General features: G+C 67.5%; 13 protein-coding genes. 8 read left to right on the top strand and 5 right to left on the bottom strand.

Annotated features, from left to right (window positions below):
* Nucleotides 1-46 precede the first annotated feature (46 nt).
* From GLO27_RS06005 to sucB, 3 genes are all read left to right on the top strand, one after another.
* Entirely contained in the window at nt 47-1,519 is a 1,473-nt protein-coding gene (locus GLO27_RS06005; RefSeq protein ID WP_167254030.1) for a leucyl aminopeptidase, read from the top strand.
* Nucleotides 1,520-1,522: 3 nt separating this feature from the next.
* Entirely contained in the window at nt 1,523-2,896 is a 1,374-nt protein-coding gene (gene lpdA / locus GLO27_RS06000; protein WP_021200696.1) for a dihydrolipoyl dehydrogenase, read from the top strand.
* A gap of 67 nt (nt 2,897-2,963) precedes the next feature.
* Nucleotides 2,964-4,754, top strand: a complete 1,791-nt coding sequence (sucB, locus tag GLO27_RS05995) for a 2-oxoglutarate dehydrogenase, E2 component, dihydrolipoamide succinyltransferase (RefSeq protein WP_167254028.1) — start codon at nt 2,964-2,966, stop codon at nt 4,752-4,754.
* An 11-nt stretch (nt 4,755-4,765) separates the two neighbouring features.
* On the opposite strand, the gene GLO27_RS05990 is transcribed toward sucB, so the two are convergent.
* Entirely contained in the window at nt 4,766-6,262 is a 1,497-nt protein-coding gene (locus tag GLO27_RS05990) for a hypothetical protein (RefSeq protein ID WP_167254026.1), read from the bottom strand.
* 162 nt (nt 6,263-6,424) lie between these two features.
* On the opposite strand from GLO27_RS05990, the gene GLO27_RS05985 reads away from it, so the two are divergent.
* The gene (locus tag GLO27_RS05985) at nt 6,425-7,135 is read left to right on the top strand and encodes a DUF4191 domain-containing protein (RefSeq protein ID WP_021200699.1); all 711 of its coding nucleotides are present in this window, start codon (nt 6,425-6,427) and stop codon (nt 7,133-7,135) included.
* 62 nt (nt 7,136-7,197) lie between these two features.
* Here GLO27_RS05985 and GLO27_RS05980 read toward each other — a convergent pair whose 3' ends face one another.
* Nucleotides 7,198-8,385, bottom strand: a complete 1,188-nt coding sequence (locus GLO27_RS05980) for a RimK family alpha-L-glutamate ligase (protein ID WP_017830470.1) — start codon at nt 8,383-8,385, stop codon at nt 7,198-7,200.
* 20 nt (nt 8,386-8,405) lie between these two features.
* Here GLO27_RS05980 and GLO27_RS05975 point away from each other — a divergent pair, with 20 nt between their 5' ends.
* The gene (locus GLO27_RS05975) at nt 8,406-8,897 is read left to right on the top strand and encodes an ATP-dependent zinc protease (protein ID WP_029260308.1); all 492 of its coding nucleotides are present in this window, start codon (nt 8,406-8,408) and stop codon (nt 8,895-8,897) included.
* A gap of 17 nt (nt 8,898-8,914) precedes the next feature.
* Here GLO27_RS05975 and GLO27_RS05970 read toward each other — a convergent pair whose 3' ends face one another.
* A complete protein-coding gene (locus GLO27_RS05970; RefSeq protein ID WP_167254024.1) occupies nt 8,915-9,343 on the bottom strand; it encodes an RDD family protein in 429 nt (142 codons plus the stop codon).
* Nucleotides 9,344-9,490: 147 nt separating this feature from the next.
* Here GLO27_RS05970 and glnA point away from each other — a divergent pair, with 147 nt between their 5' ends.
* Nucleotides 9,491-10,915, top strand: a complete 1,425-nt coding sequence (gene glnA / locus GLO27_RS05965) for a type I glutamate--ammonia ligase (RefSeq protein WP_021200702.1) — start codon at nt 9,491-9,493, stop codon at nt 10,913-10,915.
* 85 nt (nt 10,916-11,000) lie between these two features.
* On the opposite strand, the gene GLO27_RS05960 is transcribed toward glnA, so the two are convergent.
* Complete coding sequence (locus GLO27_RS05960) at nt 11,001-11,942, bottom strand: DUF1214 domain-containing protein (protein ID WP_167254022.1); 942 nt, start codon at nt 11,940-11,942, stop codon at nt 11,001-11,003.
* Between the two features lie 200 nt (nt 11,943-12,142).
* Here GLO27_RS05960 and GLO27_RS05955 point away from each other — a divergent pair, with 200 nt between their 5' ends.
* Together GLO27_RS05955 and GLO27_RS05950 are read left to right on the top strand one after the other, a co-directional pair.
* Nucleotides 12,143-13,618: a helix-turn-helix transcriptional regulator gene (locus tag GLO27_RS05955; protein WP_167254020.1), complete on the top strand. Its 1,476-nt coding sequence runs from the start codon at nt 12,143-12,145 to the stop codon at nt 13,616-13,618.
* A 106-nt stretch (nt 13,619-13,724) separates the two neighbouring features.
* Nucleotides 13,725-14,858 carry an AI-2E family transporter gene (locus GLO27_RS05950; protein ID WP_292776047.1) on the top strand — a complete coding sequence of 378 codons (1,134 nt, stop codon included), beginning with the start codon at nt 13,725-13,727 and terminating at the stop codon, nt 14,856-14,858.
* Nucleotides 14,859-14,885: 27 nt separating this feature from the next.
* Here GLO27_RS05950 and GLO27_RS05945 read toward each other — a convergent pair whose 3' ends face one another.
* On the bottom strand, nt 14,886-15,806 hold the full coding sequence (locus GLO27_RS05945; RefSeq protein ID WP_029260275.1) for a diacylglycerol kinase family protein: 921 nt from the start codon (nt 15,804-15,806) through the stop codon (nt 14,886-14,888).
* Nucleotides 15,807-15,825 lie beyond the last annotated feature (19 nt).

Raw genomic sequence — 15,825 nt, 5'->3', positions numbered from 1 at the left:
ACGAGGGCGCGCGACCATGCTGCGACAGAGATCCTAGGATGGAGGCATGACGCTTCCCGTGCTCTCGCACACCACCGCTCAGTTCCCCGGAAGCGCTGCAGATGCCGCAGTGCTCGTCGTCGCCGCTCTCCCTGATTCGGCGGATTCACTGGCCGGTTATCCCGGCCTCGCCGATGCGTTGGCCGGTATCGGCTTCACCGGCTCCGCTGGATCGTTCGCACGCGTGTACGCCCCGGAGGTGACGTCGTTGCCGCTGGCCGTCGTCGGCGTCGGCAACGCGCCCGATCCCGCTGCGGTGCGCAATGCGACCGGGACAGCGCTGCGCACCCTCGCCGGTTTCGAGCACGTCGCCATCGCCCTCGCCGACGGCCTGGAGTCCTTCGCCGTGCCGGCAGCAGAAGGCGCCGTGCTCGGCGGACACAAATTCGACGGGTACCGCACGGAGAAGGGCAAGGCTCGCGCCACCACGATCACCCTGCACGCCGCCCTCGACGACGAGGACGCCGAGCATGCTCAGGTCCTCGGCGACGCCGTCGCCCTCGTCAAGGACCTCGTGAACGTTCCCGCCGAGTGGCAGAGCCCTGCCCAGCTCGCCCAGAGCGCTGCCGACAGCGTCGCCGACCTCGACGTCACGGTCGAGATCCTCGACGAGAAAGACCTCGCCGATCAGGGCTTCGGGGGCATCCTCGGCGTGGGGCAGGGCTCCGACCGCCCCCCGCGCCTGGTCCGCCTCGACTACTCCCCCGCCGACGCATCGCGACACATCGCGCTGGTCGGCAAGGGCATCACCTTCGACACCGGCGGGCTGTCGCTGAAGCCCGCCGCATCGATGGTCGGCATGAAGTTCGACATGGCCGGAGCAGCGACATCTCTCGCCGCGATCCGCGCGATCGCGACTCTCGGGCTCCCTGTCCACGTGACGGCCTGGCTCTGCATCACCGACAACATGCCCTCGGGCCGCGCTCTGCGCCCCGGCGACGTCATCCGCATCCTCGACGGCACCACGGTGGAGGTGCAGAACACCGACGCTGAGGGCCGCCTCGTCCTGGCGGACGGTCTGGTCGCCGCGAGCCGAGAGAATCCCGACGTCATCATCGACGTGGCGACCCTCACGGGTGCCATCGTCGCCGCGCTCGGCCACCGGCACACCGGTGTCTTCGGCGACGTCGAGACGGTCTCCGCGTTCATCTCCGCGACCGCACAGGTCGACGAACCGGCCTGGCACATGCCGCTGCCGGAGTACATGGAGGAGTCGCTCGAGTCCCCCATCGCCGATCTCCAGAACGCCAACATGGGCGACCGGATGGGCGGTGCCTCCTATGCCGGCCTGTTCCTGCGCCGGTTCGTCGGGCGCACGTCGGAGGCCGAGGACGCCCCGCGCATCCCCTGGGTGCACCTCGACATCGCGGGCTCCGGCGAACACGCCGGCGCCCCGTACGGCTTCACCGAGAAGGGCCCCACAGGGGCGATGGTCCGATCGATCGTCGCCTTCGCCGAAGCATCCCACACGGAGGCATGACATATGACAACCCACACCTTCGACATCGTCGTCCTGGGCGGCGGAAGCGGCGGCTATGCCGCTGCATTGCGCGCGAGTGAGCTCGGCAAGTCCGTCGCATTGATCGAGAAGGACAAGGTCGGCGGCACCTGCCTGCACCGCGGCTGCATCCCGACCAAGGCACTCCTGCATGCGGCCGAGGTCGCCGAGCATGTGCGCGATGCCGCGTCTGTCGGTGTGACGGCGTCCCTGGAAGGCATCGACCCCGTCGGCGTCCGCACGTATCGCGAGGGCATCGTCGCCAAGAAGTTCAAGGGTCTCGAAGGTCTCGTCAAAGCTCGCGGCATCACCACCGTCACCGGGCTCGGTCGACTGAATCCAGACCGCAGCATCAGCGTCGGCGATGACATCTACGTCGGTGCAGACGTCGTGCTCGCGACCGGTTCGTACAGCCGATCGCTCCCCGGCCTCGAGATCGGCGGACGGATCCTTACCAGCGAGCAGGCGCTCGCTCTGGATGTCGTCCCCGACCGCGTCCTGATCCTCGGCGGTGGTGTCATCGGCGTCGAGTTCGCGAGCGTCTGGCGCTCCTTCGGCTCCGAGGTCACCATCATCGAAGCGCTGCCGCACCTCGTCCCGAACGAGGACATCGCGCTCAGCAAGGGCCTGGAGAGGGCATTCCGCCGCCGTGGTATCCAGTACTCCCTCGGGACCCGCTTCCAGACGGCCACGCAGGACGACTCGTCCGTCACGGTCACGCTCGAGGACGGCAAGGAGTTCACGGCCGACTACCTGCTCGTCGCCGTCGGACGCGGGCCGGCGACGGCCGACCTCGGCTTCGCAGAGGCCGGTGTCACTCTGGACCGCGGCTTCGTGATCGTCGACGAAGACCTGCGCACCGGGGTCCCGGGGCTCTGGGCCGTCGGCGACATCGTCCCCGGCCTCCAGCTCGCGCACCGCGGATTCCAGCAGGGCATCGCCGTCGCCGAACGGATCGCCGGCCTCTCCCCCGTCAACGTTCCCGATCTGCAGATCCCCAAGGTCACCTATTCCAGCCCCGAGGTCGCGTCGGTCGGAGTGACCGAGGAAGCCGCCGCTGCGGAACACGGCGCGGACGCGATCGTCGCCTACGAGTACAACCTCGCCGGGAACGGCAAGAGCGAGATCATCGGAACGGGTGGTCTCGTGAAGGTCGTCCGCCTCAAAGACGGCCCCGTCATCGGTGTGCACCTGCTCGGCGACCGTGTCGGCGAGCTCATCACCGAGGGGCAGCTCGCCGTCGCCTGGGAGGCGCACCCGGAGGACATCGCTCCTCTGATCCACGCACACCCGACCCAGAGCGAGGCACTCGGCGAGGCCTTCCTCGCCCTGGCCGGCAAGCCCCTGCACGCCCTCTGAGCACCAACCGGTGCCCGAGTCACTAAGCTAGACAAGCGTCATACAACTTCCTGAAGGAGACTCAGTCATGAGCACATCCGTCGTCCTCCCCGCTCTCGGCGAGAGCGTCACAGAGGGTACGGTCACCCGCTGGCTCAAGCAGGTGGGAGACACCGTGCAGGCGGACGAGGGCCTGCTCGAGATCTCGACCGACAAGGTCGACACCGAGATCCCCTCCCCCGTCAGCGGCGTGATCGAGGAGATCCTCGTGGCCGAGGACGAGACCGTCGAGGTCGGCGCGCTCCTCGCGCGCATCGGCGATGGCAGCGCCGCGGCTCCGGCCGCAGATGCTCCCGCCGCCGCCGCACCCGCTGCGGAAGAAGCGCCAGCCGAGGCATCTCCCGCTGCCGAAGAGACCCCGGCTGCAGAGGCTCCGACCCCCGCCGCAGAAGCACCGGCGCCCGCCGCTGAGTCCGCACCCGCCGCACCCGCCGGCGATGCGACAGACATCGTGCTTCCCGAACTGGGCGAGAGCGTCACCGAGGGAACCGTCACCCGCTGGCTGAAGCAGGTCGGCGACACCATCGCCGTCGACGAGGCCCTTCTGGAGATCTCCACCGACAAGGTCGACACCGAGATCCCGTCGCCGGTCGCCGGCGTACTGCAGGAGATCGTGGCCGGCGAGGACGAGACCGTCGCCGTCGGCGCTGTGCTCGCACGTGTCGGTTCCGGAGCAGCGCCCGCTTCCGAGGCACCTGCTGCTCCGGCACCCGCTGCTGCTCCGGCACCTGCCGCTGCACCCGCCGCTGCTGCTCCGGCGCCTGCCGCTGCTTCGGCGCCTGCCGCTGCACCGGCCCCGGCTGCTCCGGCACCCGCTGCTGCTCCGGCGCCTGCCGCTGCACCGGCCCCTGCCGCTGCTCCTGCTCCGGCGCCTGCCGCCGCTCAGCCCGCGTCGAAGCTCGCGCTCCCCACCGAGAGCGACAACCTCTATGTAACCCCGCTCGTACGCCGACTGGCGTCGCAGCAGGGCGTGGATCTGGCTTCCGTCACCGGAACCGGTGTGGGCGGTCGCATCCGCAAGGAAGACGTGCTGAAGGCTGCGGAGACCGCGAAGTCGGCACCCGCTGCGGCAGCGGCGGCCCCTGCTCCGCTCGAGGTCTCGCCTCTTCGTGGGACGACCCAGCCGATGTCGCGTCTGCGCAAGGTCCTCGCCAAGCGCGCTGTCGAGTCGATGCAGCAGACGGCACAGCTGACCACGGTCGTCGAGGTCGATGTCACGGCCCTCGCCGACTACCGCGACAGCGTGAAGGCGTCGTTCCTCGAGAAGACGGGCGACAAGCTCTCCTTCCTGCCGTTCTTCGCTCTCGCCACGGCCGAGGCCCTGCAGGCGTTCCCGATCGTCAACGCGACGGTCGACGGTGAGAACATTGTCTACCCGGCCAGCGAGAACGTCTCGATCGCGGTCGACACCGAGCGGGGCCTGCTGACGCCGGTACTGCGTGACGCGGCGTCGAAGAACATCGCCCAGATCGCCCACGAGATCGCCGATCTTGCGGCACGGACCCGCGACAACAAGCTGAAGCCCGACGAGCTGGCCGGTGGAACGTTCACGCTGACCAACACCGGTTCGCGTGGTGCCCTGTTCGACACGCCGGTCGTGTTCTTGCCGCAGTCGGCGATCCTGGGCACCGGAACGGTCGTCAAGCGTCCGGGTCTCGTGAAGGTCGGAGGCACCGACGCGATCGCTGTCCGGTCGTACGTGTACCTCGCTCTCTCCTATGACCACCGCATCATCGACGGTGCAGACGCCGCCCGCTTCCTGGGCGCCGTGAAGGCGCGACTCGAGTCGGCACAGTTCGCCGCTCAGCTCGGCGCCTGACGGGCGAAGAGTCATCCTGGCTGGTCCGCGACGTCGTAGACGTCGCGGACCAGCCATTTCTCTCCTGTGCGGATGAGCACGACGATCGTCTGATCCGAACTCTCGTCTTCCTCCCCGCCCTCTTCCCCCTCCGCGCCTCCCTCCCGACCTGCCGATGCGAGGCGCACCACCGCGACGTCGCCGTATTCATCCACCAGTTCCGCGGCCGAGGGCGGCAGCCCGTCGAGGGCCTTCATCACTCGCGCGGCGTCGCCGGACACCGCGTCTGCGCACGAGATGTCTCCCGCGGCCCGACAATCCGCGATCGCGCGGAGGAGCGATGAGGCTGCCGCCACGGGATCGATGCCCGCGGCCGACTCCTCGGGCTCTGAGCCCTCGGGGGCTGAGTCCTCGCTCTCTTCCGGGGCACCGATCACGGAAGGCGAGGCCGCCGGAGACGCATCGTCGGGCGACGACGATGCCCGCGCCTGACCACTGCCACCAGACAGGTCAGCGCCCTTACCCGACGCTTCTCCCTCCGGCAGCAGCAGTCCGCCGGCAAGCACAAGCGCCGCAGCCGCGCCCGCGACGAGCAGGGAACGTCGACGCAGCTTCCCAGTCTCAGCGGATCGCCCACGGCGTACGCTCTGGCGACCGGTTCGCGAAGCCTGCGTTCCTCTCATGCGATCCACACGCGCAAGAACCTCGCCGATCGATGAGCGCATCGCATCGCCGATCGCCTCCCGCGCGCGGCTTCCGCGACGCGACCCCCTGCTCGGAGTCCGGTCCGCGCGCAGACGTCGCCCCCCTTCGTGAAGGCCAGAGACGTGCGGAACGACGGCACGGGCGACGTCCCGCGCTCGTTCCGCAGCATGGATCTCGCGTTTGAGCGGCTGCGGCGCGGCGACGTCGAGCATCGACTGCTCCCACGCCTCGGTGAGCCTGCGGGGCAGACGCGGCTGGGCGATGACCTTCCGCAGGGCCTCCTCGATCGCACCGGTCGCGCGTCTGAGCACTTTGTCTGAACTGCGCTCCGCCAGCTGTTCCAGGATCTCCACGGTCCCCGCCCTCGCGTCCGTGCCGTCCCCCAGCACGAACACCGGTCGCCCGCCATCCGTCAGCCACCATGCCCCGGTGCGCATGCCGTCGATGCCCTCTCCCAACTCGTCGAGTCCCCGCAGGAGACTGACGACGAGAGTGGTGGTTTCGCCCGGCGTGATGCCCCCTCCTCCCACCGAACGGCGGCCCAGGAAGCTGCTCACACGCTCGGTGCACCACGGAAGCAACACGTCGTGCCCTCCCTGGCGCCGGACGACATCGATCGGCGCAGCGATGTGTTCGGCGCCGGAGAAACCCCATCCCACCCACCCGCCGAGCGCCGCCGCTTCCACTCTCACGGCGACGCCGTCCCCGTTCGTGACGAGAGTGCCGGGGAAGGGCCCCTCCGTCGCATCGAGCGTTCTCACCACGCGATGCGCGCCCGGTACGAGCGGCCCGCCCCGGCCGTCGTCGATCGCGATGTCTTCCATTGCTCCATCACAGCGCAAGACCTCAGCCCGATCCCGGTGCCCGGGGATGATCGCGACGGATTCCGCCGAATCCTCTGATGTGCAGGAGTGGTGGCGCCGGTCCCCTCCGCTTCGCGCGAACGCCGACATCAGGAGGCTCCGGGACTCGGTAGGCTGGTCCTCATGGCAAAGCGTGCTCCTGAACCCGAAAAGCGTCCTGGGTTCTTCTCCCAGATCAAGTCCCTCTTCCGGTTCACACGTGAGGCATACTCCTGGTTGCCGTGGGCGCAGGCTGCCATCCTCATCGGCGGCGTGCTGCTCGGCCTCGTCGCCGGCTATCTCATCCCGCCCTTCCAGATTTGGACGCTCGTCCTCTGGGGGATCACCGGTCTCATGCTCGGCATCCTCGGTGCCCTGTTCCTGATGACGCGCCTCTCGACCTCCGCCATGTACAGCAAGATCGACGGCATGCCCGGCGCCACCGGACACGTGCTCAGCACGAGCCTCGGGCGCAGCTGGCAGGCATCCGAGACTCCCGTCGGCATCAACCCGAAGACCCAGGAGGCTGTGTACCGCACCATCGGGCGCGGAGGCATCGTCATCGTCGGTGAAGGTGCACGCGGCCGATTGACGCGTCTCGTGAACGAGGAGCGCAGCAAGGCACAGCGTGTCGCGCACGGCGTCCCGGTCACCGTCCTCTACGTCGGTCACGGCGACGACGAGGTGGCGATCGCCGATCTCTCGAAGACGATCAAGAAGCTCCCGAAGGCGATCGACAAGGCCACGATGGCCGCCGTCATCCGCCGCGTGGACTCCGTCTCTCAGTCGCTGTCATCGCTGCCGATCCCGAAGGGCATCGACCCGACCAAGGTGCGCTCCCAGCGTCCTCGTTGACTCTCCGCACCTCAGAAGCACCGAGCGCGGCCATCCTCCTGCGAGGGTGGCCGCGCTCTCTTTCACTCGGAGAGAGGCTGTCGCGGCAGCCTGCGGACTTTGGCGCGCCGACGACGACGCTCAGGAACCATGGAGCGCATCTCGTCGAGCTTGCCGAAGCAGAACAGCCGGTCATCGGCTTCCAGGACGACGTGCTTGCGCGGGTTGGGAATGACACTGACTCCTCGGTGCAGCGTGAGGACCGTGATGTCGCGTTCCCAGAGCCCGGCCTCCCCCAGGGTCTTCCCGACGAGGTCGACCGCGCCGTGGACCATCAGCTCGGCGACGCCATAGCCCGTCGAGACGGTGAGACGCTGACGCACGTCGATCTCGGGGAAGGCGACCTGACCGGCGATGTAGTCGATGATGGCGCCGGCGACGTCGAGCTTGGTGGCCGTCTCGATGCCCTGCAGCCCGGGTGAGGAGTTGACCTCCATGACGAGCGGGCCGTCGTCCCCCTCGAGCATGTCGACACCGGCCACACGCAGGCCCATGATCTGGGCCGAGCGCACGGCCGCACGCTCATAGACCGGATCGAGCTCGATGGCCTCGACCGATCCGCCACGGTGCACGTTGGATCGGAACTCGTCACCGGCCGCCGATCGTCGCATCGCCGCGACGACACGGTCACCGACGACCAGCGCCCGGATGTCGCGACCGCGGCTCTCCGAGATGAACTTCTGGATGAGCACGTTCTGCTTGGTGGAGTGCAGGGTCTCGATGATGGCCTCGGCGACCTTCACCTGAGGGGCGAGGATGACCCCGATCCCCTGCGTGCCTTCCAGGAGCTTGATCACGACCGGAGCCCCGCCCACGCGCTCGATCGCCGGACGGACGTCGGCGCGGTTGCGCACGAACGCGGTCGGCGGCATCGCGATGTTGTGGCGCGAGAGAATCTGGTTCGCTCGCAGCTTGTCACGCGCGCTGGAGATCCCGTTCGCCGTGTTCGGCGTATAGACGTCCATCTGCTCGAACTGGCGCACGACGGCCGTGCCGAAGTACGTGATCGAGTTCCCGATGCGCGGGAGGATCGCGTCGTAGTCGCTGAGCTGGCGACCCCGGTAATGCAGGTCCGGTTCCTCGGCGGTGAGATCGATCGCGAAGCGCAGAGTGTTGAGCACCTTGACGTTGTGTCCGCGTTGAAGCGCGGCTGCACGCAGCCGCTGGGTGGAGTACGCCTGCGGCGCGCGGGAGAGCACTGCGATCTTCACGGGGGATTTTTCCTGCCAGGATGTATCAGGTGAGTAGGACTACCCCCCATTCAAACACCCTTACGGGGTGGCGAGAATGGGTGAGCCTGCCCGATCTCGGAGTGGACTGGCTGAAGGCCAAGATCGACACGGGTGCGCGCACGTCGTCTCTGCATGCTTTCGACATCGTGGAGTTCGAACAGGACGAACAGCCGTGGGTGCGGTTCAAAGTCAAGCCCTGGCAGGACAGCCAGGAGGACGCGGTCGTCGTCGAATGCCCGATCCATGATCGTCGTGCGGTGCGGAGCTCGTCCGGGCACGCCCAGGAACGCCTCGTGGTCGAGCTGCTGATCCGGCTGGTGGACCGCGAGGTGCTGGCTGAGGTCACCCTGAGCAACCGCGACGAGATGGGCTTCCGGATGCTCATCGGCCGGGAGGCGCTGCGCCGCGGCTACGTGGTCGACCCCGCCCGCTCGTTCCTCGGCGGACGAGCCCCGCGCGAAGCACGTCGACGCAACCGCGGGCGAGACTGACGGCAGCCCGCCGCAGGTCAGGTGCGGATCAGAACCGTGCCGACGGCCTTGTCGTGGAGACCGCGCTGATCGGCATCCCAGATCACCGCAGGCACGACGACCACGAGCAGAAGCGTGCGGACGATCGGCCGCCACACACCGACCCAGCTCCCGTCCATGCGAGCAAGACGCATGCCGAGGATACGGTGTCCCGGGCTGCCGCCGGCGGTCGGGATGAAGACGATCTGCAACACGGCGAACACCAGCATCGGAGCGAACTGGCTCAGGCCGGCTTCCGTCGGCAGTGCGAACTGGTTGAATCCGAGGAATCCGGTCGCGATGATCGTCGCCGCGGTGTAGTCGATCAGGAGCGCTCCGATACGGCGTCCGGGACGGGCGATGCTCCCGGAGCCGGATTCGGGGAGTCCGAGTCGTTCACCGGGGTACGTGTTCACAGCATCCGTCACTCCCCCAGCCTACCGAGCGCGAAATGCCGCTCTGACGCCCTCGCGCCTGTAACACGCCCGAAACAAAGCGGATACCGTAGAGAAATCCCCCGTCCGTACTCTGCAGAGTGGCCGTGAAGCCATCGATCCGCATTACAGGAGTCGTACATGTTCAAAGATTCGTCCGAGGTACTGAGCTACATCAAGGAGAACGACGTCAAGTTCCTTGACATCCGTTTCACCGATCTCCCGGGTGTTCAGCAGCACTTCAACATTCCTGCATCGACGGTCGACGAGGCTTTCTTCACCGACGGCCAGCTGTTCGACGGCTCGTCGATCCGCGGCTTCGCGAGCATCCACGAGTCCGACATGCAGCTCATCCCCGACGTCACGACGGCGTACGTCGACCCGTTCCGCGAGGCGAGCACGCTCGTCATGCTGTTCGACATCTACAACCCGCGCACCGGCGAGATCTACTCGAAGGACCCGCGTCAGGTCGCCAAGAAGGCCGAGAAGTACCTGACCTCGACCGGCATCGCCGACACCGCCTTCTTCGCCCCCGAGGCCGAGTTCTACATCTTCGACGACGTCCGCTACAACGTCACGTCCAACTCCAGCTTCTACAGCGTCGACTCGGAAGAGGGCGCCTGGAACACCGGTCGCGAGGAAGAGGGCGGAAACCTCGGCAACAAGACCCCGTACAAGGGTGGGTACTTCCCGGTCAGCCCGGTCGACAAGACAGCCGACCTGCGTGATGACATCACCCTCAAGCTGATCGACGCCGGGTTCATCCTCGAGCGCTCGCACCACGAGGTCGGCACCGGCGGCCAGCAGGAGATCAACTACCGCTTCGACACGATGGTGCACGCGGCGGACGACATCCTCAAGTTCAAGTACATCGTCAAGAACACCGCCGAGGAGTGGGGCAAGGTCGCGACCTTCATGCCCAAGCCCCTCTACGGTGACAACGGCTCGGGCATGCACACCCACCAGTCGCTGTGGAGCGACGGCAAGCCGCTGTTCTACGACGAGGCCGGCTACGGTCAGCTCAGCGACATCGCGCGCTGGTACATCGGTGGCATCCTGGCGCACGCGCCGGCCCTGCTCGCCTTCACCAACCCGACCCTGAACAGCTACCACCGCCTGGTCAAGGGCTTCGAGGCTCCGGTGAACCTGGTCTACTCGGCCGGAAACCGCTCCGCCGCGATCCGCATCCCGATCACGGGCTCGAACCCCAAGGCAAAGCGCATCGAGTTCCGTGCCCCCGACGCCTCCGGCAACCCGTACCTCGCCTTCGCCGCGCAGCTGATGGCAGGACTCGACGGCATCAAGAACCGCATCGAGCCGCACGAGCCGGTCGACAAGGACCTCTACGAGCTTCCGCCCGAGGAGGCCAAGGACATCCCGCAGGTTCCGAACTCCCTGCTCGACTCGCTCGACGCGCTGGCGGCCGACCACCAGTTCCTCCTCGAGGGCGGCGTGTTCACCAAGGAGCTCATCGAGACCTGGATCTCCTACAAGTACGAGAACGAGATCCTGCCGATGGCGCAGCGTCCGCACCCGTTCGAGTACGAGCTGTACTTCGGCGTCTGACGACCGCGGAGCATCACGAAGAGCCCGTCCCCGCTTCTGCGGGGACGGGCTCTTCTGCGGTGGGGGTGGCGGCGCGGGGCCTCACTCAGATCGTTTCGGGCCGGGGCGCGACCCAGGTGCCGTCGAGCACGCACAGGCGCGGTCGGTAGAGGCGCAGTGTGTAGTTCCACCCCGGCATGACGACCAGCGCGTTCGTGAGGCCGGCAGGGTGCGCACCGAAGTGGATGGTGATCCCGCCGTCGTCGTCCGCGGTCGCCGTCAGGCTGTTGATACTGTTCACCCCGAGCTCGTTCTCCTCGAAATAGCCGGCGGCGTTGTAGAGCGAGACGGACCAGAAGGCGTCGACAGGAACGTCCGTCAAACGCAGACGATAGTCCCCGACCGGCAGGCCCTCGTCAACGCTGATGTAGGTCGCCTCGTACTCGGGCAGACCACCCCATCCGCCGGCGACGCCCAGCAGGTGCATGACGGGATCCACTTCCTCCCTCGTGCCGAACGCACGATCGTAGGTCGAGACGCCGCGCCCGAGAGTGAGCAGAGCATCACGGGTCTCCGACTGCGACGGCTCGTCGTACTCAGGCAGCGGGAACTCCCCCGATCCGCCGCCCACGAGACGAAGTGCGTCCTGGAGGTGATTCACCTCGGCGATGTCTTCGGCGTCGTTCGGGTCGACGAGGATGCGGACCAGGACCGCCGCGTAGTCGGTTCCGACGGCTGCGCGTGTGAGCGCATGGTCGCCGGGCTCGTGTAACAGGAACGGCGCGTAGTGATCCTGATTCACGACGAAGGCGGAGACGTAACGACCGCCCGTGTCGGGCAGCGTGAGCGTGACTCCTTCGCGCACATCGATGACGGCACTGCTGTAGAGAGTGTCCCGGTTCTGCCGGATGATGGGCTGATCGTCGAGCGACTTCAGCCCTCGCGTGTGATTCCAGGTCCCGAGCGTGCTCCCGGCGGCGAGCCGGGAGAACATCAAGTCGGACTCGGCACGAGCGAAGTTGCGGACGTTCACCTTCGTGGCTGACATGTCGTTCCTTTCTCTCGCGGCACAGACTCACCGCGAAGCATGGGTCGGGGTCGGATGCCCGGCCGTGACACTGTCCGGCAGCGCGGACCTCGTTGCGATTCTGTTCGCCCGATCGCTCTCCGGACGCACGCGTCATCCTCATCGGATGAGATCTGCCTGCCCACCAACATCACGGATTCCCACGCCGATATCGTTGTCCCGTGATCGATGCCGTCCGCGAGGCCCTGTCTCCCAGCGATCCGGCACTCGCCCGCGCGGCGCTGCGCCGGAACTGGCTCCGTCTCATCCTCGAATCCCGCACCCGCGAACTCGAACAGCTCTGCCTCGCCCACCCCGAGCCGCACGACCCGCACGTCCTCCTCATCCGTGCCTGCTGCCGCGACCTCCTCGGCGATTCCCACGGTGCCACGTTCCTTCGCGGCCAAGGAATGCGCATCGCTGACGATGACTTCGTGGTCTGCTTCACCGAGCTCCTCCTCGCTGCCGACACCCTGACGAAGGCCACGGTCGCCGATCGCGCTCGAGAAGCTTTGACCGAGTGCGGGCCCGACGACGACTATCCCTCGGCGCTCTTCCTCCTCGGCTGGACGGAAGTGCGCCTCCGCCGCGACCTCTCCGGTGCCATCGGCCTCCTGCGCTCAGCCTCAGACGAAGCCCGCTTGCGCGGCCGACCGGAGACCTACCGCCTCGCCCAGTCCAATCTCGCCTTCGCCTTGACCCACGCCGGTCTCTTCACCGCTGCCGAGCAGACGCTCGATGCGCTTCCCGTCTCGTCCGAGCCGTCGGACTGGGACATCTTCGAGGGCGGGCTCCCCCAGGCGAACCGCGGCACCATCGCATACTGGCGAGGCGACTACGACGAAGCGATCGCCCACCTCGAACAAGCAGTGGACGACGGCGCTCCCGGCAACAACTTCGAAGCCCTCGCCCGGCTGTACCTGGTCATGAGCATCATCGCGCTCAGGCGCGAAGACCGATACTTCGCCGCGGCCGGCCTGCTCCACGGGGTGAGCAAGGACGATAAGCACGGCATCCCCTGGGACACGCTGCGCCGCGTGATCTCCGCACTGCTCGCGCACGCCGAGGGACACGACGACCGCGCTCGAACCATCGCGGCGCCGGCACTCGCCCGCCCCGGTGCCGCCGTCGCCCACGCGGTGCTCGCGGAGCTCTATCGTGTCCTCGGAGAACCCGCGTCGGCTGCGCAGGCGCTGCGGCTGGCGATATCGGGCGCGCTGCCACGCTACGCGCGGGCGAGCACGCTCGTCACTGCAGCGGCCCTGCGCTCCACCGCAGGGCATGGAGCGGACGCGCACGAACAGCTCGACAGAGCCCTCGAATCCGCAGCCCCCGAGCGGATCCTCACTCCATTCCTCTCGGATGATCCGCTCATCGGCGATCTCCTGATCGCCCATGCCCACCGCGGATCCCGCCACGATGAGTTCCTCGGAACGATTCTCGAACGACGGGGAGAGCTGGCCCGACGACGGACGGGCGTCCTCACCCCGCGCGAGAGCGAAGTCCTCGCATACCTGCGCACGACGATGACCGCCGAAGAGATCTCCACGCGTCTGGGGGTCGCCTATCCCACCGTCAAGACCCACATCCGCTCCATCTATCGCAAGCTCGGCGTGACCTCGCGACGGGGGGCCGTCCTCACCGCCGACGCGAGGTGAGGAATCAGACGTCGCCACGCCGCGCCACCGGCTTGACCGCGCGGGATCCAGGGTGATCAACTGGTGAGTCTGACCATCGACCGGGGGAATCATGCGCCGTAGAAGAGTGACCGCGAACACCGAGCTGCGCGCGTCGGCGGAGCCGCGTTCATCGCAGCCGTCGAATGCGGTCGCCGCATACGCCAGGACCAACCCATTCATGTTCGGCCTGCTGGGCGCCCTCGGAGTCCTCGTGGCGCTGGGGATCGGCAGCGTCGTCGGGCAGCTCGCGACCGTGCTCGTCTACATCGGCGTCGCCGTGTTCCTCGCACTCGGGCTCGATCCGATCGTCACCTTCATCGAGAAGAAGCTCCCCCGCCCCGCGGCCGTCACCATCGTGGTCGCCGCGGTCATCCTGGCGTTCGCCGGCGTCATCCTCGCGATCGTCCCGCTGCTCGTCGAGCAGATCAGCAACCTGATCAAAGACGGACCGCAGATGATCAAGGACTTCATGGCCAGCGACTGGTTCAAGGACGTCAGCGGTCAGTTCGGCTCGACGATCGACGACGCCGTGCAAGGCATCCTCGGCTTCGTGCAGGACCCCAACAACTTCCTCGACATCGGGGGTGGTGTGTTCGCCGTGGGCGCGGGTATCGCCGGCGGCTTCACCGGGATCACGATCGTCCTGATCCTGACGCTGTACTTCATGGCGTCCCTGCGCAGCATGAAGCACGTGGCCGCCCGCTTCGTGCCCGCCTACCAGCGCGACACCTTCAGCGGCCTCCTCGAAGACGTCTCCGGCGCCGTGGGCCGCTACGTCATCGGCCAGGTGAGCCTCGCACTCATCAACGGCATCCTGAGCCTCATCTTCCTCAGCATCATCGGCGCCCCGGTTCCGGCCCTGCTCGCCCTGATCGCCTTCATCGGCTCGATGATCCCGCTGGTCGGCACGCTGACCGCGTCGATCATCAACTCGCTGATCTGCCTGTTCGTCTCTCCGCTGACCGCGCTGATCGCGATCATCTACTACCTCATCTACATGCAGATCGAGGCATACGTGCTGTCGCCGCGCATCATGAGCAAGGCCGTCGCTGTGCCGGGTGCGCTCGTCGTGATCGCCGCGGTGGCCGGCGCCGCGCTGGGCGGCATCCTGGGCGCCCTGGTCGCGATCCCCGTGGCCGCGAGCATCATCATCATCATCCAGAAGGTGACGTTCCCCGCGCAGGACCGCAAGATCGTCCCCCCGCCCGTCACCCGCTGACACGGGGACGGGACGGGGCGTTCGACCTCAGCGGACCAGGAGGGCGCCCGGCTCGACGCGCACGTCGAACGCGGTGACCTCGCCCATCTCCTCCCCGTCGATCTCGAACACGAGGGGCGTCTTCAGCTCGACCGAGATGCTCTCTACCGGAAGGTGGCGGGCGGACTCGGTGCTCACGGCCTCGTCGGTGGCACCGAAGAGACGGCGGATGCCGTTGTCCCAGACGAAGGAACGGAGCGTGTCGAGCCACTGCAGCGCACCGTCCGCGCTGATCATGAGCACGTCGAGCTTGCCGTCGTCGAGCACCGCATCGGGAAGCAGCCGGATGCCGCCCTGCACCATCCCGCAGTTGCCGATGAGCATGGTGTGTCCCCGCACGGCCACGGCCTTCTCCCCGTCGATCGCCAAAGTGATGTCGGTCATCTCGGTGCCGGCGAGTGCGCGGCCCATCGCCTCCACGTAGGCCAGCCAGCCGGCCTTGGACTTGAGGTCGTCGTCGGTCTCCACCAGCATCTGCGCATCGACGCCGAAGCCGACCATCACGGCGAAGGCGTGCTCGGTGCCGTCGTACGAGACCCAGCCGAGGTCGATCCGACGGGGCTCGGCGTCGCGCACGCGCTCCAACGCCGCCTTCACGTTGTTCAGCGGAACGTCGAGGTTGCGCGCAAGCAGGTTGCCGGTCCCCTGCGGCACGATCCCCAGTGCTGTGTCAGACCCCGCCAGGGACTCCGCGACGGCGCGTACAGTGCCATCGCCGCCGACGGCGATCACGATGTCGCGGCCGTCTTCGCGGGCCTCACGAGCCATGCCCCGGCCCGGGTCCTCCGGAGTCGTCTCCCACCAACGGATATCGTACTGAGCGTCGAACACGCCGCTCACGGCGGTCTGCAGGACCTCCTGCTCGACCTTCGAAGGGTTCCAGACGATGCCGATACGTGCGTGGGTCATATCGTCAGCTTGGGACACC

Origin of the sequence: Microbacterium sp. Be9 (assembly GCF_011754135.1) — a bacterium.
Taxonomy (GTDB): Bacteria; Actinomycetota; Actinomycetes; order Actinomycetales; family Microbacteriaceae; genus Microbacterium; species Microbacterium maritypicum_A.
Note: the sequence above shows the minus strand (reverse complement) of the source record. Positions and strands in the feature narration are given on the sequence as shown.

Bases quoted from the DNA above. Each gene is read 5' to 3' on its own strand.
- glnA (WP_021200702.1), top strand. From the start codon at position 9,491: ATGTTCAAAGATTCGTCCGAGGTACTGAGCTACATCAAGGAGAACGAC.
- GLO27_RS05985 (WP_021200699.1), top strand. From the start codon at position 6,425: ATGGCAAAGCGTGCTCCTGAACCCGAAAAGCGTCCTGGGTTCTTCTCC.
- GLO27_RS05975 (WP_029260308.1), top strand. From the start codon at position 8,406: ATGTATCAGGTGAGTAGGACTACCCCCCATTCAAACACCCTTACGGGG.
- lpdA (WP_021200696.1), top strand. From the start codon at position 1,523: ATGACAACCCACACCTTCGACATCGTCGTCCTGGGCGGCGGAAGCGGC.
- sucB (WP_167254028.1), top strand. From the start codon at position 2,964: ATGAGCACATCCGTCGTCCTCCCCGCTCTCGGCGAGAGCGTCACAGAG.
- GLO27_RS05990 (WP_167254026.1), bottom strand. From the start codon at position 6,262: ATGGAAGACATCGCGATCGACGACGGCCGGGGCGGGCCGCTCGTACCG.
- GLO27_RS06005 (WP_167254030.1), top strand. From the start codon at position 47: ATGACGCTTCCCGTGCTCTCGCACACCACCGCTCAGTTCCCCGGAAGC.
- GLO27_RS05945 (WP_029260275.1), bottom strand. From the start codon at position 15,806: ATGACCCACGCACGTATCGGCATCGTCTGGAACCCTTCGAAGGTCGAG.
- GLO27_RS05960 (WP_167254022.1), bottom strand. From the start codon at position 11,942: ATGTCAGCCACGAAGGTGAACGTCCGCAACTTCGCTCGTGCCGAGTCC.